At 56.4% G+C, this 20,986-nt stretch carries 18 protein-coding genes and 1 pseudogene; 5 read left to right on the top strand and 14 right to left on the bottom strand.

Features of this window, described 5'->3' with window-relative positions; all coding sequences use genetic code 11:
• Nucleotides 1-108 precede the first annotated feature (108 nt).
• Nucleotides 109-4,008: an ATP-dependent RNA helicase HrpA gene (hrpA, locus tag E0E17_RS16420; protein ID WP_130835066.1), complete on the top strand. Its 3,900-nt coding sequence runs from the start codon at nucleotides 109-111 to the stop codon at nucleotides 4,006-4,008.
• Nucleotides 4,009-4,130: 122 nt separating this feature from the next.
• Here hrpA and E0E17_RS16415 read toward each other — a convergent pair whose 3' ends face one another.
• The 9 genes and pseudogenes from E0E17_RS16415 to rstA all read right to left on the bottom strand — a co-directional run bounded on the left by E0E17_RS16415 (nucleotide 4,131) and on the right by rstA (nucleotide 10,697).
• Nucleotides 4,131-4,376 (bottom strand): DUF2543 family protein, encoded by a 246-nt coding sequence (locus E0E17_RS16415; protein ID WP_130835065.1) that lies wholly within the window; start codon nucleotides 4,374-4,376, stop codon nucleotides 4,131-4,133.
• 149 nt (nucleotides 4,377-4,525) lie between these two features.
• Nucleotides 4,526-5,065, bottom strand: coding sequence for a DUF2058 domain-containing protein (locus E0E17_RS16410; protein WP_130835064.1), 540 nt, complete (start codon nucleotides 5,063-5,065; stop codon nucleotides 4,526-4,528).
• Between the two features lie 137 nt (nucleotides 5,066-5,202).
• The gene (locus tag E0E17_RS16405; protein WP_130835063.1) at nucleotides 5,203-5,517 is read right to left on the bottom strand and encodes a DMT family transporter; all 315 of its coding nucleotides are present in this window, start codon (nucleotides 5,515-5,517) and stop codon (nucleotides 5,203-5,205) included.
• Between the two features lie 111 nt (nucleotides 5,518-5,628).
• Complete coding sequence (locus E0E17_RS16400; RefSeq protein ID WP_130835062.1) at nucleotides 5,629-6,435, bottom strand: trypsin-like serine peptidase; 807 nt, start codon at nucleotides 6,433-6,435, stop codon at nucleotides 5,629-5,631.
• Between the two features lie 115 nt (nucleotides 6,436-6,550).
• Nucleotides 6,551-6,631, bottom strand: coding sequence for a small membrane protein YdgU (gene ydgU / locus E0E17_RS20685; RefSeq protein WP_500812375.1), 81 nt, complete (start codon nucleotides 6,629-6,631; stop codon nucleotides 6,551-6,553).
• Between the two features lie 88 nt (nucleotides 6,632-6,719).
• Nucleotides 6,720-6,989: pseudogene (asr, locus tag E0E17_RS16395) on the bottom strand (acid resistance repetitive basic protein Asr); the annotation flags it as partial.
• A gap of 178 nt (nucleotides 6,990-7,167) precedes the next feature.
• Nucleotides 7,168-8,655 carry a carboxypeptidase M32 gene (locus tag E0E17_RS16390; protein ID WP_130835060.1) on the bottom strand — a complete coding sequence of 496 codons (1,488 nt, stop codon included), beginning with the start codon at nucleotides 8,653-8,655 and terminating at the stop codon, nucleotides 7,168-7,170.
• Nucleotides 8,656-8,673: 18 nt separating this feature from the next.
• Entirely contained in the window at nucleotides 8,674-9,975 is a 1,302-nt protein-coding gene (gene rstB / locus E0E17_RS16385; protein ID WP_130835059.1) for a two-component system sensor histidine kinase RstB, read from the bottom strand.
• A complete protein-coding gene (rstA, locus tag E0E17_RS16380; protein ID WP_130835058.1) occupies nucleotides 9,972-10,697 on the bottom strand; it encodes a two-component system response regulator RstA in 726 nt (241 codons plus the stop codon). The genes rstB and rstA overlap by 4 nt, the downstream gene beginning before the upstream one ends.
• A gap of 177 nt (nucleotides 10,698-10,874) precedes the next feature.
• Between rstA and E0E17_RS16375 the strand changes: the two genes are divergently transcribed.
• Nucleotides 10,875-11,288 carry a hypothetical protein gene (locus E0E17_RS16375; protein WP_130835057.1) on the top strand — a complete coding sequence of 138 codons (414 nt, stop codon included), beginning with the start codon at nucleotides 10,875-10,877 and terminating at the stop codon, nucleotides 11,286-11,288.
• Here the strand turns inward: E0E17_RS16375 and E0E17_RS16370 are convergent.
• Both E0E17_RS16370 and ydgH read right to left on the bottom strand, forming a co-directional pair.
• Nucleotides 11,285-12,676, bottom strand: a complete 1,392-nt coding sequence (locus E0E17_RS16370) for a basic amino acid/polyamine antiporter (RefSeq protein ID WP_130835056.1) — start codon at nucleotides 12,674-12,676, stop codon at nucleotides 11,285-11,287. The genes E0E17_RS16375 and E0E17_RS16370 overlap by 4 nt on opposite strands.
• 206 nt (nucleotides 12,677-12,882) lie before the next feature.
• The gene (ydgH, locus tag E0E17_RS16365; RefSeq protein WP_130835055.1) at nucleotides 12,883-13,836 is read right to left on the bottom strand and encodes a DUF1471 family protein YdgH; all 954 of its coding nucleotides are present in this window, start codon (nucleotides 13,834-13,836) and stop codon (nucleotides 12,883-12,885) included.
• Nucleotides 13,837-14,369: 533 nt separating this feature from the next.
• Here ydgH and pntA point away from each other — a divergent pair.
• A complete protein-coding gene (pntA, locus tag E0E17_RS16360) occupies nucleotides 14,370-15,902 on the top strand; it encodes a Re/Si-specific NAD(P)(+) transhydrogenase subunit alpha (RefSeq protein ID WP_130835054.1) in 1,533 nt (510 codons plus the stop codon).
• A 10-nt stretch (nucleotides 15,903-15,912) separates the two neighbouring features.
• Entirely contained in the window at nucleotides 15,913-17,301 is a 1,389-nt protein-coding gene (pntB, locus tag E0E17_RS16355) for a Re/Si-specific NAD(P)(+) transhydrogenase subunit beta (RefSeq protein WP_130835053.1), read from the top strand.
• 50 nt (nucleotides 17,302-17,351) lie between these two features.
• Here pntB and uspE read toward each other — a convergent pair whose 3' ends face one another.
• Together uspE and fnr are read right to left on the bottom strand one after the other, a co-directional pair.
• Nucleotides 17,352-18,311, bottom strand: a complete 960-nt coding sequence (gene uspE / locus E0E17_RS16350) for a universal stress protein UspE (protein WP_130835052.1) — start codon at nucleotides 18,309-18,311, stop codon at nucleotides 17,352-17,354.
• A 119-nt stretch (nucleotides 18,312-18,430) separates the two neighbouring features.
• Nucleotides 18,431-19,183, bottom strand: coding sequence for a fumarate/nitrate reduction transcriptional regulator Fnr (gene fnr, locus E0E17_RS16345; protein WP_130835051.1), 753 nt, complete (start codon nucleotides 19,181-19,183; stop codon nucleotides 18,431-18,433).
• A 246-nt stretch (nucleotides 19,184-19,429) separates the two neighbouring features.
• On the opposite strand from fnr, the gene smrA reads away from it, so the two are divergent.
• Nucleotides 19,430-19,996, top strand: coding sequence for a DNA endonuclease SmrA (gene smrA / locus E0E17_RS16340; RefSeq protein ID WP_130835050.1), 567 nt, complete (start codon nucleotides 19,430-19,432; stop codon nucleotides 19,994-19,996).
• A 6-nt stretch (nucleotides 19,997-20,002) separates the two neighbouring features.
• On the opposite strand, the gene E0E17_RS16335 is transcribed toward smrA, so the two are convergent.
• The gene (locus E0E17_RS16335) at nucleotides 20,003-20,923 is read right to left on the bottom strand and encodes a LysR substrate-binding domain-containing protein (protein ID WP_130835049.1); all 921 of its coding nucleotides are present in this window, start codon (nucleotides 20,921-20,923) and stop codon (nucleotides 20,003-20,005) included.
• Nucleotides 20,924-20,986: the final 63 nt, after the last annotated feature.

Here is a 20,986-nt window from a genome sequence, read left to right as displayed (position 1 = left end):
AAACTGTGCTATGATGCGCCCAATTAACGCTGCATCAGCCAGTTAAACTGGCCGACCGGGCGAACCGCGTTGCGGCTCTCAGCCTGGCAGAAAAGGTACATCATTACTATGTCATCACAGGTTACAACTCCCATCGCCGCGCTCTGGCCCCGGCTGGATAATCTGATGTTACGTGACCGTCAGCGGTTGCAACGTCGCCTGCAGGGGGCGGGCAAAGTCAAAAATCCCACGGCGCAGCAGGCGATTGCCGATGAGCTGGCGCAGGATATTGCCCGGGCGGAGCAGCGGGTGGCGCAGCGTGCTGCCGCGACCCCGCGTATTACCTTCCCGGACAATCTGCCCGTCAGTCAGAAACAGCAGGATATTGCCGACGCTATTCGTGATAACCAGGTGGTGATTGTCGCCGGGGAAACCGGCTCGGGTAAAACGACCCAGCTGCCGAAAATTTGTCTCGCGCTGGGCCGCGGCGTAAAAGGTCTGATCGGCCATACGCAGCCACGCCGGCTCGCGGCACGCACCGTGGCGAACCGCATTGCTGACGAGCTGGAAACCTCCCCCGGCGGCTGCATCGGTTATAAAGTGCGCTTTAACGATCAGGTCAGTGACACCACGCAGGTGAAGCTGATGACCGACGGTATTCTGCTGGCCGAAATCCAGCAGGATCGGCTGCTGTTGCAGTATGACACCATCATTATCGATGAGGCGCATGAACGCAGCCTGAACATTGACTTCCTGCTGGGTTACCTGCGCGAGCTGCTGCCGCGTCGCCCCGATCTCAAAGTGATTATCACCTCGGCGACAATCGATCCGCAGCGCTTCTCGCGCCATTTCCATAATGCGCCGGTGATTGAAGTTTCCGGCCGCACCTGGCCGGTGGAGGTGCGCTACCGTCCCGTCGTGGAAGAGGCGGAAGACAGCGAACGCGACCAGCTGCAGGCGATTTTCGATGCGGTTGATGAGCTGAGCCAGGAGAGCCGCGGCGACATTCTGATCTTTATGAGTGGCGAGCGGGAAATTCGTGATACCGCCGATGCGCTGATGAAGCGCGATCTGCCGCATACCGAGATCCTGCCGCTGTTTGCCCGCCTCTCTAACGCGGAGCAGAACCGGGTATTCCAGTCACACAGCGGGCGGCGGATTGTGCTCGCCACCAACGTGGCGGAAACTTCGCTGACGGTGCCGGGGATCAAATATGTGATCGATCCCGGTACGGCGCGCATCAGTCGCTACAGCTATCGCACCAAAGTGCAGCGTCTGCCGATAGAGCCGATTTCGCAGGCCTCGGCGAACCAGCGTAAAGGGCGCTGCGGACGCGTCTCGGAAGGTATCTGTATCCGTCTCTACTCGGAAGAGGATTTCCTCAGCCGTCCGGCGTTTACCGATCCGGAGATTTTACGCACCAACCTGGCTTCGGTGATCCTGCAGATGACTGCGCTGGGGCTGGGCGATATCGCCGCTTTTCCTTTTGTCGAGGCGCCGGACAAACGCAACATTCAGGATGGGGTGCGGCTGCTGGAGGAGCTGGGCGCTATCACTCTTAATGAAGATGGGCACTACAAACTCACCGCTGCGGGACGCCAGCTGGCGCAGCTACCGGTGGATCCGCGTCTGGCGCGCATGGTGCTGGAAGCGCAGAAGTTTGGTTGTGTGCGCGAAGTGATGATCATCACCGCCGCGCTCTCGATTCAGGATCCGCGTGAGCGTCCGGCTGACCGCCAGCAGGCGTCTGACGAAAAACATCGCCGCTTCGCCGATAAAGAATCTGATTTCCTCGCCTTTGTGAATCTGTGGAATTATCTGCGCGAGCAGCAGAAGGCGCTGTCCGGCAACCAGTTCCGCCGCCAGTGTAAGAGCGACTATCTGAACTACCTGCGCGTGCGCGAATGGCAGGATATCTATACTCAGCTGCGCCAGGTGGTGCGTGAACTGGGCATCCCGGTGAACAGCGAACCGGCCGGGTTCCGTGAAATTCACTGTGCACTGCTTACCGGTCTGCTCTCCCATATCGGCCAGAAAGATGCGGAAAAGCAGGAGTTCACCGGCGCGCGTAACACCCGTTTCGCCATTTTTCCCGGCTCAGGCCTGTTCAAAAAGCCGCCAAAGTGGACGATGGTAGCGGAGCTGGTGGAAACCAGCCGCCTTTGGGGACGCATCGCGGCGCGCATCGATCCCGAGTGGATCGAGCCGCTGGCGCAACATCTGCTGAAGCGCAGCTACAGCGAGCCGCACTGGGAGAAATCTCAGGGCGCGGTAATGGCGATGGAAAAAGTCACGCTGTACGGTCTGCCGATTGTGCAGGCGCGTAAAGTGAATTACAGCCGCATTGATCCAGCCCTGAGCCGTGAGCTGTTTATCCGTCACGCGCTGGTGGAGGGAGACTGGCAGACGCGTCACGCCTTTTTCCGTAACAACCAGAAACTGCGCAGTGAAGTTGAGGATCTGGAACATAAATCGCGTCGCCGCGATATTCTGGTGGATGACGAGACGCTGTTCGCCTTCTATGACCAGCGTCTCGGACATGAGGTGGTTTCTGCCCGTCATTTTGACAGCTGGTGGAAACAGGCGAGTCGGGAAAACCCGGATCTGCTCAACTTTGACAAGCAGATGCTGATTAAAGAGGGTGCGGAGAAGGTCAGCCAGCTCGACTATCCCAACTTCTGGCATCAGGGCAACCTGAAGCTACGCCTCAGCTATCAGTTTGAGCCGGGGGCCGACGCCGATGGCGTGACCGTTTATATTCCGCTGCCGCTGCTAAACCAGGTGGAAGATCAGGGTTTTGAGTGGCAGATCCCGGGGGTGCGGCGCGAGCTGATTATCGCTCTGATCAAGTCGCTGCCCAAACCGCTGCGTCGTCATCTGGTGCCTGCGCCCAACTATGCCGAAGCCTTTCTCGGTCGCGTTACTGCGCTGGAGATGCCGCTGCTGGATGCGATGGAGCGCGAGTTTCGCCGCATGACCGGCGTGACCATTGAGCGTGATGCCTGGCAGTGGGAACAGGTGCCCGATCATCTGAAAATGACCTTTCGCGTGGTGGATGAGCACAACCGCAAGCTGCAGGAAGGCAAAGACCTGACGGCCCTGAAAGCGCAGCTGAAGGACAAAGTGCAGGAGACGCTGTCGCAAGTCGCCGATGAGGGCCTCGAGCAGAGCGGCCTGCATATCTGGAGCTTTGGCGATCTGCCGCAAAGCTACGAGCAGAAGCGCGGCAACTATCAGGTGAAGGCGTGGCCGGCACTGGTGGATGAGAAAGAGAGCGTGGCGATTCGGCTGTTTGACAGCGAACATGAACAGCAGAAAATGATGTGGCGCGGCCAGCGTCGCCTGCTGCTGCTGAACATCCCTTCACCGGTGAAATACCTGCACGAGAAGTTGCCCAACAAAGCCAAGCTGGGGCTCTATTTCAACCCCTACGGCAAGGTGATGGAGCTGATCGATGACTGCATCGCCTGCGGTATTGATAAGCTAATGGCGGAAGCGGGCGGTCCGGCGTGGCAGCAGAGTGCTTTTGAACAGTTGCGTGAGAAAGTGCGCGCCGAACTGAACGAGACCGTGGTGGAGATCGCGCAACAGGTTGAGCAGATCCTTACCACGGTATTTAACATCAACAAGCGGCTGAAAGGGCGCGTGGATATGACCATGGCGCTGGCGCTCTCCGACATCAAAGCGCAGATGAGCGGGCTGGTGTATCGCGGCTTTGTAACCCGTAACGGCTGGAAGCGGCTGCCGGATACCCTGCGCTACCTGCAGGGGATTGAGCGCCGACTGGAGAAGCTGCCGGTGGATCCGCACAGCGACCGCGCCCGCATGCTGAAAGTGCAGGCGGTGGAGCTGGCGTGGCAGAGCTGGCGCAACAAGCTGCCGCCGCAGCGCCAGGATGATGAGGACGTTCAGGAGATTCGCTGGATGCTGGAGGAGTTACGCATCAGCTATTTTGCCCAGCAGCTCGGCACGCCTTATCCGGTTTCCGACAAGCGCATTCTGCAGGCGATGGAGCAGATCGCCGCCTGAGAGCAAGGCAGTGCTGCCGGGAGGCCGCCTGCCAGTAGAGCAAGGCGGCGCATAAAAAGCGGCTGTCTCTCCGGAGAGAGCCGCTTTTTTACTGGCCTTTTCGCAACGGGCCTGCGCAGCAACTACTCATTGCCCCATTGATTCAGAAAATCAGCTATCTCATCAATGCGAAATTCGGCGATACCGGTTTCACGCGCCATCTCTTGCTGCGCCTCTTCGCTGATTTCTTCATTATTGGTTAAACGGGTGATCAGCAGCTGGAAATAGCGCGCCAGCGATTCGCGTTCAGTTTCGCTCACCGGCTTTGCCGATTCCGTCGCATACTCATCCAGGATGTCATAAAATTTCAGCGGTATTTCAGTGTTCATCGGTCATCCCCGGGGGTTAAATTCGGTCGCTGTGACGGCTTATTTCGCCAGGCCACAATAGCATTATGGAAAAGGGCGGGCGCGTTTTACAGGCATGCGGACAAAAAGCCCCGCAGGGCCTTTGTCGCTATCAGCGTCAGTAAAGCGCATTACCACATCAAATCATCAGGCACTTTAAAATCGGCATAAGGATCGTCTTCATCCTGCGCTTCCTGCGTCAGGACGCTGTTCAGGACAATACTGCTGGCGTCCCGCTGCGCAATTTTATCGGCCACGCTCGCCGGGATAATCGCATATTCACTCTCGCCTTTGCTGTTAACAACCAGACGGGCAATGGCGAGACGGCCATTGATCAGCTGCGCTTGCGTCGCCTTATCCACCACAACCTTTTTAATCAGATTGTTATCGGTGAAGTTAAAATCGATATTGCCTTTGGCAATAACGATTCTGTTCATTTCAATCAGTTGTTTGACCTGAGCTTTATACTCTTTTGATAAAGCATCCTGCTTTTTTTGTTCGTTCAGTTGTTTATCACGCTCAAGCTGCGCCTTTTTATTCTCTTCCACCGCCTCGCGGGCTTCACGCGCCTGCACACGCGATTTTTTAGCGGTCTTCTGCACTTTGGCCATTTTTTTGCTGGTGACTAATCCAGCTTTCAGCATCTGCTCTTGCAAGGTAAGTTTTGTCATTTGGCTGTCTGAATCTGTTAAATAATGAGGAAGATTATACCTGTTATTTTTCAGGCTGTATCAGGTTGTGAAACCTGCCCGCAGCAACGCGGCTTTCCCGACGTCGGCGAGGCGGCGCTGATGTCAGCTTCAGGTTATCAGGATGACATCTTCATCATAATGAGGCCGGCGACAATCACAACTGCCGCCAGAAGGCGCATCGGAGTGGCAGGCTCTCCCAGAAAATAAAGCCCCGCAAGAAACGAACCGACCGCACCGATGCCGGTCCAGATAGTGTAAGCTGTTCCCAGCGGCAGCGAGCGCATCGCCGCCGCCAGCAGGGCAAAGCTGGCTATCATGCCGACAAGGGTGATGACGGTGTAGAGCGGACGCGAAAATCCCTCTGAAAGCTTCATTGCATAAGCCCATACGATCTCAAGCACGCCCGCGGCGACCAGCATTAACCATGCCATTAACGTCTCCTTTTCGTGTCCGGGTCGTCCCGTAAAAGGCCTCAGGTGTGAGCGGGTCGTCCCGTCACGGCCGGAATCTGTCAGACGGCTGGCGTCAGTCTGGTGCCGCTCTTATAACGCCAGATCTTCCAGCTTATCGCGGAATGAGGTAACGGCGATGGCGCGGTTATCCGCCAGATAGCGATCTTTCGCCGCTGGCGCCGAGCTCTGTACCGCCACCAGCTGCCAGCCGTCAGCGCTTTTCAGCAGCAGCGGGGAGCCGCTGTCGCCGGGTAGCGTATCGCACTGGTGAGAGAGCACGGCACGTTGCGCCCAGCCGGTAACCAGGCAGTCACTGTGTGAATAGAGCGCAGCAAGGTGGTCTTGCGGATAGCCCGCCTGGGTCACTTTGCGTCCCGCGGCTTTCAGGGCGGCGGTCAGCTCACCGCGCGAGCCGTCAAACAGCGGGACTGGCGTAATCCCGGAAGGCGGGTTGTGTAAAATCACCAGGCCATAATCGAAAGGAGCTGCATCAGGGGGAACGATCCAGCCTTCGCCATCGGCCTTCAGCTTGTGCGCCAGGGAAGGCTCCACACGCGCGTCAACATCATGAATTTCGTAACGCCAGCCTTTCGCGCCTGCCATAAAACGCAGCGCCACCGGCTTATCAAAATCGCCGGGCGGAGTAAGCAGGCAGTGACCGGCGGTCAGCGCCAGATGCGGCGAAATTAAGGTGGCGGTGCAGAGGTTGCCGCTTTCGGTTTCCAGCTGGCCGATAGCCTCCCAGGGCATGGCGCTGATATCGTCAACCGCCTGGCGCTGATCTTTGCCAAAAAACAGCGTTTTGATCTCATCGGCATTGAGTACTTCATCATCATCGGCATGGACAGCAACAGTAAAACTGAATAAACCAACAAATAGCAGAATAGCCAGGCGCATAGGGCTCTCAATAGCGAGAATAAGGGAAATTATTGTTGTCACGCTTGAGCAATAACTATAGCGGGTGCCCTGTAAAAAAGGGAGTTTTATTGGCGGAATCAGCACGCTACAGCAACTAAAGAAAAAAGCAGAGCGCAATAATACCGCACAGGATCAGCAGCAGCAGGATAATTTCGAAGCGATAGCGACGCACCATTCTTCGCTCCTTCCGTAAACGCACACCCGGCAGAACCGGGTGTGCTGGTACTTTCAGGCCGCGTCAAACGCGGATAGCCTTATTGGGCCGCCGCTTTTTTCCCTTTTTTAACGTGCTTTTTCGCCGCCTGCGCTTTCTGCGCAGCAGGTTTTTGCATCACTTTTTTATGATGTTTTTTGGCCGCCTGCGCTTGCTGTGCAGCAGCTTTTTTGTGCTTATGCAACATTTTATGGGGCGCTTTGGCCGGTGCAGCGGTGGTGGTGCCCGCGCTTGCGGGAGCTGCAGCGGTATCCGCCGCGAAAGCGACAGAAGAGAGGCTCAGAGTAGCGGCAATCGCCAGTGCGAGTAATTTTTTCATTGCGGATTCCTCAAACATTTTCATCAGCGGGCCCACAACGGGGCCGGTCACTGCACTCTAGGGAAAAAGGACGGCGGCTTCAGTGGGTGTTTGGTATCGGCGTGTAACGGATTGTACAAGCGAGGCGGGGCTGGCAGCAAAATGGGAAAAATGGCGACGCCCGGCGTCGCCATACAGGTTAATCGGCGAGGTAACGCTGTTCCAGATGCTGGCGGAACCAGTGCGGATTGAGCGCTTCGCCGGTGGCGTGGCGGAACAGCTGCGCAGTGGGGAAGCGACTACCGTGCTGCCAGATATTTTGCTGCATCCAGTCAAACAGCGGTTGCAGTTCGCCCTGACGGATCAGGGTGCTGATATCTGGCAGGGCGCGCTTCATCGCCTGGAACAGCTGGGCTGCGTACATGGCGCCGAGGGTATAGGTCGGGAAGTAGCCAAACGCGCCATCGGTCCAGTGAATATCCTGCATACAGCCGTCACGGTAGTTGCCGCGCGTATCCAGTCCGAGGCTCTGTTGCATCTTTTCATCCCACAGCGCGGGGATATCCTCGACTTCAATCTCGCCTTCGATCAGCAGACGCTCGATTTCATAGCGCAGGATGACATGTGCCGGATAGCTGAGCTCATCGGCGTCGACGCGAATCAGGCCCGGTTTCACCTGTTGCGTCAGGCGAATAAAGTTATCGCGCTGCAGGGCGGACTGATCGCCCATAAAGGTCACCACCTGCGGCAGAATATGTTCAAGGAATTCACGGCTGCGCCCCAGTTGCATCTCCATAAACAGGCTCTGCGACTCATGCACCGCCACCGAGCGCGCCAGCGCCACCGGCTGTCCCGCCCACTGTTGTGGCAGATTTTGCTCATAGCGCGCATGGCCGGTTTCATGGATCACGCCCATCATGGCGCTGAGAAACTCATTCTGATTGTAACGGGTCGTGATGCGCACATCTTCCGGCACGCCGCCGCAGAACGGGTGGGCGCTGACATCCAGACGACCATGGTTGAAATCGAAGCCCAGCAGCTTCATCAGGCTCAGGCCCAGCTGACGCTGTGACTCGACGGCAAAGGGACCCACAGGTTGCGTTACCGGCTGGTGCGCCTGGCGGGCGACCACTTTTTGCAGCAGTTCAGGCAGCCAGCTTTTCAGCTCGCCAAACAGGTTGTCCAGCGTGGCGCTGGTCATGCCCGGTTCGTAGAGGTCGAGCAGAGCGTCGTAGCGCGAGCCGCCGTTGGCCTGCGCCCGCAGCTGCGCCTCTTCCCGACTCAGTCTCACCACTTCTTTCAGGTTGGTGGCAAAGCCCTGCCAGTCATTGGCCGGGCGCTGCTGACGCCAGGCATGCTCACAGCGGGAGCCGGCAATCGATTTTGCCTCCACCAGCGAGGCGGGCAGCAGGGTCGCCTGCTGCCAGGCGCGGCGCATCTCATACAGATTGGCCTGCTCCACATCGTTTAATGACTCCTGTTCCGCCGCCGCCAGCAGGCTGCCAACGCTTTTGTCGGTCAGTATTTCATGGCGCAGCACGCTCAGTTCGGCGAGGGCTTCGCCGCGGGCACGGCTGCCGCCGCCAGGCATCATGGTCTGCATATCCCAGCCGGCAATAGCAGCGAGATGACCAAAACGGGAAAGGCGCAAAAATCTGGCACTAAGTTGTTGATAAGCTGACGTCACAACGGGCTCCTTGTAATGTTAACGCGACGGAATCTCCTGCAAGGGTAAATGAACTGGCCAGCAAAAGCGAACGCTGGCACCCCCCAGCGCACTGTTCCCGATAGTCACCTGACCACGCAACGCCAGGGCGACAGAGCGGACAATCGCCAGGCCCAGACCGCAGCCGCCGGTGGCGCGATCGCGACTCGGGTCGAGGCGGACAAAAGGCTCGAACACCCGCTCACGCTCCTGCGGCGGGATCCCCGGTCCGTCATCTTCAATCTGCAAGATGCCGTCATCGCCGTCAAACCACAGGCTGATACGCAGCCGCTGCCGCGTATAGCGCAGCGCATTGTTCACCAGATTATCCAGTACCCGCTCCAGCAGGCGGCGATCGGCCATCCCGGTGTTTTCCCGTTGCGGCAGATCCAGAGTAATGGCGAGCTGCGGGTGCAGGGCGCGCACATCGTCGATGCGTTCCTGCAGCCAGCGGGCAACATCGAGCAGCTGCAGATTGAGATCCACGCGCGGACGATCCAGCCGGGCATAGGTCAGCAACTCTTCAATCAGGCTCTCCAGCTGACCAATATCGCGATTGAGCGCCTGGGATTCACTCTGGCTCAGGTTGTCGCTCATCGCCAGTCGGTAGCGCAGCCTGACCAGCGGTGTGCGCAGCTCATGGGCGATGCCATCGATCAGCTGCTTTTTGCTCGCCACCAGCCTGTTGATATTGTCCGCCATCTGGTTAAAGGCGACGCCAGGGCGGAACAGGCTGGAGGCGCTGTCAAAATGGATCCGCACATCCAGTTCGCCCTGGCCAAAGCGCTGCGCCGCGTTTTCCAGCCGCAGCATCTCCTGCCAGTGCGGGCGCATCCAGATAAACACCGGCAGCGCCAGCGACATGCCGATAAACGCGAGCAGGGCGATATCCAGCAGCCGCATCTGATGGAGATAAAACAGGTAGGGGATCGGTCCCACTGAAAGCACATAGTGACTGCGCGGAATGCGTTGCAAAAAACTGTACTGGTCATCCAGCGCCACAATTTCGCCGGCGTTGAGGCGACGCATATTGCGGTCGTCCAGGTGGAATTTACTGAGCGGCTCAATATGCAGATCGAACGAGAGGTCGAGATCCAGGTTTCTGATGGTCCTGTTCCAGTCGCGCGGCGGGATTTCCCGTAGCTCGCTGCGTATCAGAAACAGCGAGCTGGCCATCAGATCATTCATCGACTGACGACCGGCGCGCTCGGCGGTAAATTTGTAGACCAGGCCGACCAGCAGCGTCATCACCAGAAAGCAGACAAACAGCAACAGATAAAACTGAATAAAGAGCTTTTTCATGGTGACGGGGTATCCCAGGCCTGAGGCGCAAACAGATAACCTTTGTTGCGGATGGTTTTGATGCGGTAAGGCTCGCTGGCGCTGTCGTGCAGCTTTTTGCGCAGGCGCGAAATGGCGACGTCAATACTGCGATCCAGACCATCGTAGCTGACGCCGCGCAAGGCTTTCAGCAGGGCGTCGCGGTGGAGAATTTCGCCCGCCTGCGAGGCCAGCGCCCACAGCAGATCAAAATCGGCTGTGGAGAGGGCAATCTGCCCGGCAAACAGCGTCACCTCGCGATTGAGACTGTCTATGGTAAGAGCGCCAAAACGCAACACTTTTTGCGTGCGCGGTGCGGGCGGGGTATCGGCGCGTAAAAATGGCTGCGTCTGGCGTAAATGCAGGCGCAGGCGCGCCAGCAAGACGGCCGGCGGCGTGGTTTTCAGAATATAATCACTGGCGCCCAGCTCCAGGGCCAGTATATGGTTCATATCGCTGTCCAGCGAGGTAAGCAGGACAATCGGGCCGGACCAGCGACTGCGCAGGTCACGACAGAGCGTCATGCCATCTTTGCCCGGCAGCATAATATCCAGCATCACCAGGTCGGGGTTTACCTCGGCAATCAGCGCCTCGGCACGATCGCCGCGGGTTTCGACGGTCACCGTAATATCGTGACGGGCGAGATAAGCCGCGATCAGTTCACCCACTTCCGGCTCATCCTCAACAAAAACGATTCTGTTCATGATTCACTGCGCCTGCTCAGCGTGATCGGCAGCCTGGCTTATCCGGTAACAGCGCCCGGGGCTACCGCACTAAATATCCCTGGGTTACTGGTATCTCCCCTGCAAAATGTGCCATCATTACCACTCTGCATTGGTGCAAGGTTCGGAATCCTATTGAAAAACAGGGGGAGTATGAGGGTGTCTGATAAAGAGCTGGCTTCAGCCATAGACAGTGACCGCATCTGCTTCAATTACAGTGATTTTCTTTCCGCATCTTGCAAAAAACGCTGGAGCTTTGTTGACGCTATTTACGGGGTATTACCTATTTTCGGTATGGTGACACGTAAATCCGCTCACAGTGTACAGGCCAGCAATGAGCAGTTGAAAGAATTAGCGTTGCAAATCATTTCAACCCAGGTGAGTGATGAGATTAATATTGCGCGCCTGATTACCCTGGCAGAACAGCAGCAGATTGGTCGCTTTACCATCCAGCTGCCGTATCCGCTTTCGGCGCAGCAGCTTGAGGCGATTCATCATGAATACCGCAAGCCGCTGAACCTGTCACAGCGGGATGACCTGCTCTGTATTTTGATCCCCGGCGTGTCTCATTAAGCCGTCAGCTGCCAGAGGGCTGGCAGCGATCCTGCCATCAGTAACACAATTGCCACCCGCTCCAGATGCGTCAGGGCCATATCGCCACGGCCGCCACGACGCGCATAGAGAAACAGCAGAATACCCGGCGCGTAGAGTACTACCGACAGCAGCAGATGCAGCGGGCCCGAGGCGTAGAGCAGCCAGAGACCATACAGGCTGGCCAGCAGCCCGGTGAGCATCGCCAGTGGTTTGTTCTGACCGCGCACCACTTTCATCAGATAAAGACCGACCAGCAAATAGGGCACCAGAATCATCTCTGAGGCGATGGTCAGCAGCGTGTTGTAATCCGCATGGGTGACGGCGATCAGGATCAGACAGATCTGTACGCTGCCATTGGTCAGCCAGAGCGAGGCGGACGGCGCGTTACGCTGATTCTGACGTGCAATGCTGCGGGGAAAAGCGCCCTGCTGCGCAGCCAGAAACGGCACTTCCGCTGCCATAATGGTCCAGCTGAGATAAGCGCCGCACACCGAGATAATCAGGCCCGCCACAATCACCGCGTCGCCCCAGTTGCCCATCAGATGGGTCATCAGGCTTGCCATAGAGGGATTACGCATCTCCGCCAGCTCGGCGCGCGGCACCACACCCAACGACAGCAGCGTCACCAGCAAATAGACCAGCAGGGCAGAGAGCACCGCCAGCAGGGTGGCGCGTCCGACGTCTTTTTTCTGACGCGCACGTGCTGACACCACGACCGCGCCTTCCACCCCGATAAACACCCACAGGGTGATCAGCATGGTCTGTTTGACCTGCTCCCAGAGCGGCTGGCCCAGCGTCACGCCGCTGAAATCAAGGCGAAAGCGATCGAAATTAAACGCGGCCACCGCCAGCACGATAAACAGCAGCAGCGGAACCAGTTTGCCCAGTGTCGCCAGCAGATTGATGCTGGCGGCGGTTTGTACGCCGCGCAGCACCAGCCAGTGCACCAGCCACAGCAGGATGGAGGCGCCCAGCATCGCCTGCCAGGTATTGCCATCACCGAATATCACGCGTTCGGGAGTATCGGTAAAAAAGCTCAGGGCAGAAAAAACAATCACCAGGTACGAGACATTGGCAATCACCGCGCAGAGCCAGTAGCCCCAGGCTGAGCAGAAGCCCATCAGCTCGCCGAACCCGGCGCGCGCATAGGTGAAGATGCCGCCATCCAGTTCCGGTTTTAAGCGTGTTAACAGCAGCATCGCCAGCGACAGAAACAGAATGCCGGTGCCGGTGATTAGCCAGCCGATAAGCAGCGCTGCCGGACCGGCGACGGCCGCCATGTTTTGCGGCAAACTGAACACGCCTGCACCCAGCATTGAGCTGAGCACCAGCGCAGTAAGGGCACTGAGGCCTAATTTTTTCTCCAAAACGCCATCCCCGAACAGCATAAGTTGCTGGTTAATCTTATTCACATCGAATTTTAGCGTGCTTTTACGCCTTAAACGAAACGGAATCCCCTGAAAAGCAGGCGGCAGATTCTACGGAGTGATGGCAAGGAACGCAATGCGTGACTATGCAGGAAAGGGCAGGAATTATGCAGAAGAAAGGGCAGCGCAGGCTGCCCTCTGGCAACTTATTTGAACAGGTCAGCCGTTACGGTCAGGTTACCGCCGCTCTGGTTCTGCCACTGACGCGTAATGTGATAATACTTCGCGCCTTTATCCGCGGCGCGCTTCGCTACCGCTTCAGAAATTTCTGTTGGCGTACCAAAGTGACCGGTAAAGGTGACGGTATCAAACGGCTGCATCTGCGCAGCAGTGATGGTGTTCACTTCCTGGATCGATTGACCGTTCGGTAGTCTTACCGTATAGCGCTGACCGGTAGAGGATTGCGTTTCAAAGAAACGACCCACGTTACTGCTTGGCCGTTCAGAGGAAGCCACGCCCGGGATTTCAACCTGCTTCGCGGCAGCGCCGCCTGCGGCCAGGGCGGCTTTACCTGCTTCAGAATCGGCAGGAATCGCGTTCGGGGTCTGCACCTGACGCTCTTTGGCATCCGCTTTATAGATATAAGCTGTTACATACTGATTGCCACCGTTGTTGGCATCCACCTGACGCACGATAAAGAAAGAGGCCGCGCCTTTTTCTTTCGCCGCTTTGGCAATCGCGCTGTTGACGTCAGGCTGGCTGGCAAAAAAGCCGCTTACCGACACGGTGTCGAAAGGCTCAAGACGATAGGCTTCCGCTTTCGGTAACTCTTTTACCCCGTTAAAGGTGCGGTATTGTTTTGTTTCCTGCGCTTTCGGTGCATCCGCATGATAGAGATCGGCCGTTACGCGCCAGTTGCCGCTGTTGCCATTAGTGTCATTGATACCCTGAATATAGAAAGCCTCAGCACCCAGCTCATCCGCACGTAGAGAAACGGCTTTTGCTGCATCGCCGATATTATTAAAACGGCCGGTGATATTAATACGTTCGAATGGCTTCAACGCGGCCGCTTTTTCTGGCGCTAACTCCTCGGCAGCAAAAGCGTTTGCCGCCAGCAGGGATAACAGAGTAGACGCCAGAATAGTGTTCTTCAGCTTCATAAAAATGATCCTTCGCCTTACGCAAAAATGAGTACGAAAACGTGCTGGACTCTTGATGTATAACAGATTAGCCGCTGATTATTGCATGTAATAATGACGCTGTCTCAGGCAATTTCTGTAATGCTAATCACCCGTCGCCACCCTGAATAAATCGCTGCTGCCGGGAAATCACCATGACCTTTTCCGCATCAGTTTACCACTCAGAATGTTAACCTTTAGTGGTATTACTGGTAACTGATTGTTAATTAAATGTTTTTTGTGGTATTTGCTGCGCCTTGACGCCATGTTTCGCGGAAGATTATTTCTTGCTGGCAGGCAATGCCAGCAGCAAACCAGAGTATTTTGCATTTCGCTGTGGATATTTGTGTGAATGTCATAAGTGTGGGTTATTGCTGTAGATCGCTAAATACATTTTCAGTAGCTTATAAACACTTTGAAACATCTGTGTTCCCTTTATCCAGGGCGACCTGTTTTCGTCTGCGGCAGGGAATACGGCTACAGCCCATCATCATTCACCGACGAAAGGGAAAAGTATGATTATCGGGATACCCAAAGAGCGGTTGTACAATGAGTCTCGCGTGGCGGCCACGCCGAAAACGGTGGAACAGCTGATTAAGCTGGGATTCAGTGTGACGCTGGAGCACGACGCGGGCAAACTCGCCAGCTTTGACAATGAGAGTTACCTGGCAGCAGGCGCGACGCTGGCGGACAGAGAGCAGGTCTGGCAGGCCGATATTGTGCTGAAGGTCAATGCGCCTGACGAGGAGGAGGTGGCGCTGCTGCGTGCCGGTGCAACCCTGATCAGCTTTATCTGGCCAGCACAACATCCTGCGCTGCTGGAAAAACTGGCGGCGCGCGGCGTTAACGCGATGGCGATGGATGCGGTCCCGCGCATCTCCCGCGCGCAGTCGCTGGATGCGCTGAGCTCCATGGCCAATATTGCGGGCTATCGCGCCATCGTAGAAGCGGCTCATGAGTTTGGTCGCTTCTTTACCGGCCAGATTACCGCGGCGGGGAAAGTCCCGCCAGCCAAAGTGATGGTGATCGGTGCCGGCGTGGCGGGCCTGGCGGCCATCGGCGCGGCAGGCAGTCTGGGCGCGATTGTCCGCGCCTTTGATACCCGCCCGGAAGTGAAAGAGCAGGTGCAGAGCATGGGCGCCGAATTCCTTGAGCTGGATATTAAGGAAGAGGCGGGCAGCGGCGACGGCTACGCAAAAGAGATGTCGGATGCTTTTATCCGCGCAGAGATGGCGCTGTTTGCCGCTCAGGCCAGAGAGGTCGATATTATCGTCACCACCGCGCTGATCCCGGGCCGTCCCGCGCCCCGACTGATTACCGCAGAGATGGTGGCGGCCATGAAGCCGGGCAGCGTAATTGTCGACCTGGCGGCACAGACTGGAGGTAACTGTGAACTGACGGTGGCGGATCAGATCACCCTGACCGCAAACGGGGTAAAAATCATTGGCTACACCGATTTGCCGGGCCGTTTACCGACGCAATCTTCTCAGCTCTACGGCACTAACCTGGTGAATCTGCTGAAACTGCTGTGTAAAGAGAAGAACGGCGAAATCGCTATCGATTTTGACGACGTGGTGATCCGCGGCGTCACCGTGGTGCGTGAGGGTGAGATAACCTGGCCCGCGCCGCCCATTCAGGTTTCGGCGGCTCCTGAAGCGTCACAGCCTGCGCAGGTGCAGCAGAAAAAAGAGGAGAAGCAGCCCGCTCCCGGCTGGCGCAAATATCTGCTGCTGGCGCTGGCGATTGTGCTGTTCGCCTGCCTGGCTAACGTAGCGCCGCCAGAGTTTCTGTCCCACTTTACCGTTTTCGCCCTTGCTTGTGTGGTGGGGTATTACGTGGTGTGGAATGTCAGCCACGCCCTGCATACGCCACTGATGTCAGTCACCAATGCTATCTCCGGCATTATTGTTGTCGGGGCGGTGCTGCAGATGGGACACGGCGGCTGGGTGACGTTTCTCGCCTTTGTTGCGGTACTGATTGCCAGCATCAATATCTTCGGTGGTTTCACCGTTACGCAGCGCATGCTGAAAATGTTTCGTAAGCATTAAGGGGTAACTTATGTCTGGCGGATTAGTGACTGCAGCATACATTGTTGCCGCAATTCTGTTTATTTTCAGCCTGGCCGGTCTGGCAAAACATGAGACTGCAAAGCGAGGCAATATTTTTGGCATCAGTGGCATGGCGCTGGCTCTGCTGGCGACCATCTTTGGTCCCGATTCGGACCATGTGGTCTGGATCCTGCTGGCGATGATCATCGGCGGCACCATCGGTATCCGACTGGCGCAACGAGTCGAAATGACCGAAATGCCGGAACTGGTGGCGATTCTGCACAGCTTTGTGGGTCTTGCAGCGGTGCTGGTGGGGTTCAACAGCTATATCGACCATGCGCCGGGCCTGTCGGCGGTGCTGGAAAACATCCATTTAAGCGAGGTGTTTATCGGTATCTTTATTGGTGCTGTGACCTTCACCGGTTCACTGGTGGCGTTTGGCAAGCTGCGCGGTAAGATCGCCTCAAAACCGCTGATGCTGCCGCATCGCCATAAGCTCAACCTGCTGGCGCTGGTGGTTTCCTTCCTGTTGTTGCTGTGGTTTGTGCGTACTGACAGTAGCGGCATACAGGTGTTTGCGCTGTTGCTGATGACCGTCATCGCGCTGGCGTTTGGCTGGCATCTGGTGGCCTCCATCGGCGGGGCGGATATGCCCGTGGTGGTGTCAATGCTCAACTCCTATTCCGGCTGGGCCGCAGCGGCGGCGGGTTTTATGCTCAGCAACGATCTGCTGATCGTAACCGGTGCGCTGGTGGGCTCCTCTGGTGCGATTCTCTCTTACATTATGTGTAAGGCGATGAACCGCTCCTTTGTCAGCGTGATCGCCGGTGGCTTTGGTTCAGACAGCAGTAGCGATGGCAGCAGCGACGAGGCCGGGGAATACCGGGAGATTTCGGCGGAAGAGACGGCAGAGATGCTGAAAAACGCCTCATCGGTGATTATTACCCCGGGCTACGGCATGGCGGTGGCGCAGGCCCAGTATCCGGTGGCCGAGATCACTGAAAAGCTGCGCGCACGCGGCGTCAAGGTGCGCTTTGGCATTCATCCGGTGGCCGGACGCCTGCCGGGTCATATGAACGTGCTGCTGGCAGAAGCGAAGGTGCCTTACGATGTGGTACTGGAGATGGATGAGATCAATGACGATTTCAGCGATACCGACACGGTGCTGGTGATCGGGGCCAACGATACGGTTAACCCGGCGGCGCAGGAAGATCCACGCAGTCCGATTGCCGGAATGCCGGTGCTGGAAGTGTGGAAAGCGCAGAATGTTATTGTGTTTAAACGCTCCATGAACACCGGTTACGCGGGTGTGCAGAATCCGCTGTTCTTTAAAGAGAATACGCAGATGCTGTTTGGTGATGCCAAAGCCAGCGTGGAAGCGATTCTGAAAGCGCTGTAATGAAAAAGGGGCGAACCATTCGCCCCTTTTTCTGTCTGCTGAGGTGACCGTCAGTCCTCCTCATCCTCTTCATCATCATCCTGCGTAATCGGCGATTTGAAATCGTCCGGCTTAATCGCCAGCAGATCACAACGAAGATGATCAATCACTTGTTCGGCGGTATTGCCGAGAAACGCGGCCGAGATGCCGGTACGGCCGATGGTTCCCAGAACCACCACGCCAGCGTCAAGCTGCACGGCCAGATCCGGGATCACTTCCTCAGGCAGGCCTTTCGCCACATGAGTAAACTCTTCGCCGATGCCAAACTTCTGCCGCAGCGCCTTCATGGCGACCAGATGCTGGCCACGAATGGCATCGTTGTAAACGCTGGGATCGAAATCGGGCAGTTCAATGGCGATATTGATGGGGGTAACGGGATAGGCACCTACCAGATGCACTTCCGTGTGGTTCACCATCTCTGCCAGCAGGGTGGTTTCGCGGATCAGTTTCTGATTAAGTGCGTCGTGATGGGGTTCTTCACTGGCCAGGTTTACGGCGACTACTGCTTTGCCGCCTTCAGGCCAGGGCTGATCTTTCACCATCCACACCGGGCAGGGGCATTTACGCAGCAGATGCCAGTCGGTAGGAGTAAAAATCACCGCCTCCAGGCGATCGTGCTGATGCGCCATTTTTAACACCAGATCGTGATTATGCTGCATCACTTCCTGAATAATCGCTTCATAGGGACGGTTATGCCAGATAACCTTGATCTCAATATCAACGCCCGCTTCAAGATAAGCCTGCGCCTGCTCGCGGATCCACTCGGTACGCTGGCTAATCACGCCTTTGCGCATGGTAACGCGTTCATCAGGCGAAAGCAGGGTGGTCATCTCGTAGGAGAAGTCATAGATAGGCAGGAAAGCTTTGATTTTTCCGCCAATGCGCTGGTTGAGATAGACCGCTCGGCGCAGCGCGGGCTGGTCATCCTGCTGCGCATCGATAGCGACCAGTATATTTTGATACCGGGACATGAAACATTCTCCTTAAACCAAAGCGAGTCTGGTTTAAAGATAGCCTAAGTCATCGTCAGGAAGAAGGGAAAAAGCCCTAGCCGGATCAATAAAATAAGATTTATTTCCCCGGCTGCGCCTCAGGCTGCCTGGTGGCTCTGTCCGGCCAGCTCCGCCAGCTGGGCATGGTCTTCAATCATGATATATTTTCCTTTCACCGCCAGCATGCCGCTTTTCTGGAAACGCCCCAGCAGACGGCTGATGGTTTCTACTGTCAGACCGAGGTAGTTGCCGATATCGCCGCGCGTCATGGTGAGGCGGAATTCACGCTGGGAAAAGCCACGCTGACCAAAGCGACGCGCCAGATTCCAGATAAAGGCCGCAAGGCGCTCTTCGGCATTCTTTTTCGACAGCAGCAGGATCATATCCTGATCGCCTTTAATCTCGCCACTCATCAGGCGCATCATCTGCTGCCGCAGCGCGGGCATTTTACCGGAGAGATCGTCCAGAGTTTCAAACGGAATTTCGCACACCATCGCCGTTTCCAGCGCCTGGGCAAAACTGGGGTGGTGACCGCTGACGATAGCATCGAACCCGACCAGATCGCCGGCAAGGTTGAAACCGGTAATCTGCTCATCACCCTGTTCGGTAATGGTATAGCTCTTGATGGTACCGGAGCGAATGGCGTACAGCGATTTCAGTTCATCACCTGCCTTGAACAACGTCTGGCCTTTCTGAATCGGCTTTTTGCGCTCGATGATGTTATCCAGCTGATCCAGTTCATGCTCGTTTAACGTAAAGGGGATACAGAGCTGGCTGATGCTGCAATCCTGACAATGAATGGTACAGCCACCAGCCTGAACACGACGAATGTTACGTTTTTCCGGGATCATAGTATGGGCTCGACAACGATTGACTGAGGTCAATTTTAACATTTCTGGCGGTGAATGGAACTCATCCGAGCAGTAATAAACCCGGAAATTTCAGGGTTAATAGCAGGCGGTTAAGGTAAACGGTGAAAAAGACGGCAGGCTGGCAAATCACTGTCAGGGGGTTACGCTTAGCAGTCCGACTTTGATAAAATTTTCACTTCCGCGGCGTATGTTGCGTCCGGGATGTAACTGGCGTGAGAATGAATCATGAACCCTGATGATAAAAATCTTTTTCGAGACGCCATGGACGATGTCATACCGCTAAAAGATCAGGCCAGCACGCACTGGCTGAAAACACCTGCAACGAAAGCACCCCGACAGCCGGAAGCGCGCAGCGAAGAGGAAAATTTTCTGACGCGCGGCTACCTCGATATTATTCCGTTGAATACGCCGCTGGAGTATAAAGCGGACGGCATTCAGCAGGGTGTACTCGACAAACTGCGTCAGGGAAAATACCCACTGGATGCCAGCCTGAACCTGTTGCGTCAGCCGGTAGAGAACTGCCGTCAGGCGCTGTTCAACTTTATACAGCAGGCGCGCAAGGCGGGGTTACGCAATTTGTTGATTATCCATGGCAAAGGCCGCAATGACGAGTCTCATGCCAATATCGTGCGCAGTTATCTGGCGCGCTGGCTGAGACAGTTTGATGATGTCCAGACCTATTGTGTGGCTCAGATGCAGCATGGTGGCGCCGGCGCGCTTTATGTCGGCCTGCGTAAAACTGATAAGGCACGGCTCGACAATCGCGAGCGGCACGCCAAACGTAGCCGCTAATAGCCGCTAACTGTGCAGCTTGCGCATTGTTGCCATCAGGATTTCCACGCTCAGGCTCAGAGTATCGCCGGTACGGGTAATAATCCCGACTGGTTCTCCGGCCCCCGACGCGTTAATCGGCAGGGCGCACAGCGCATTGTGGCTTAAATCCTCTTTAACCGCGCCAGAAGGCACAAACCAGATATAGTCGTAGCGTAACGCCAGCTGGCGCGCCAGTGAGGTCGACGAGGTTTCTACACAGTGGGCTGGCAGGGTACAGCCCTGTTCATCCAGCATCTGCTGGGCGATACGGCGTGGCGCGGTCCCTTCCGGCGAGATGACCACCGGCCATTGCATGGCGCGAGAGAGCGTGACGTTGTCACTTAGCAGCGGATGCTCGGGACGCACCACCAGCCGCAGCGACTCCAGAAACAGCAACTCATAGGAGAGTCCCTTCATCATTTCGCTGTCGGCCATACGGCCAATGCCGAGATCAAATTCTCCCGCTTTCAGGCCGGCAAGCAGTACATTATTATGTAACGTCGCCACCTGAATCGTGGTATTGGGCTGCTGCTGATGAAAACGGTCAAGAATTTGCGGCAGCATGCCCATTGCCGCCGTGGTCAGCGCACCGAGACGGATCACCGTAGGACGTTCGCTGAGCGGTGCATGAAAGCTTTGTCCGGCATGGTTAAGGGCATCCAGCACGCGTACCGCATGAGTGAGAAACTGCTCGCCCATGGTGGTGAGCTGGGCGCCGAGTCGGCCACGCTCAAACAGGCGTACGCCCGTCAGCTCCTCCAGTTCGTTAAGGGTTCTGGAGAGCGCAGGTTGGCTCAGGTTGAGCGTTTCTGCCGCACGACCCAGCGTACCTTGCTGAGCTACGGCAACGAAAGTATGTAAATGGCGCAAACGAATGCGCTGATTGAAAAGGATATTTTTGTCCATTGCACAACGTTAGTGACAATCCACCCGCGCAATCAACTGCTAAAATGTGATTTTGTTAACTTT

This window comes from [Erwinia] mediterraneensis (genome assembly GCF_900604315.1).
In the GTDB taxonomy this organism is placed as follows: Bacteria; Pseudomonadota; Gammaproteobacteria; order Enterobacterales; family Enterobacteriaceae; genus Pantoea; species Pantoea mediterraneensis_A.
The sequence above is the reverse complement of the archived record's forward strand: the minus strand, read 5'-3'. Positions and strand labels throughout refer to the sequence as shown.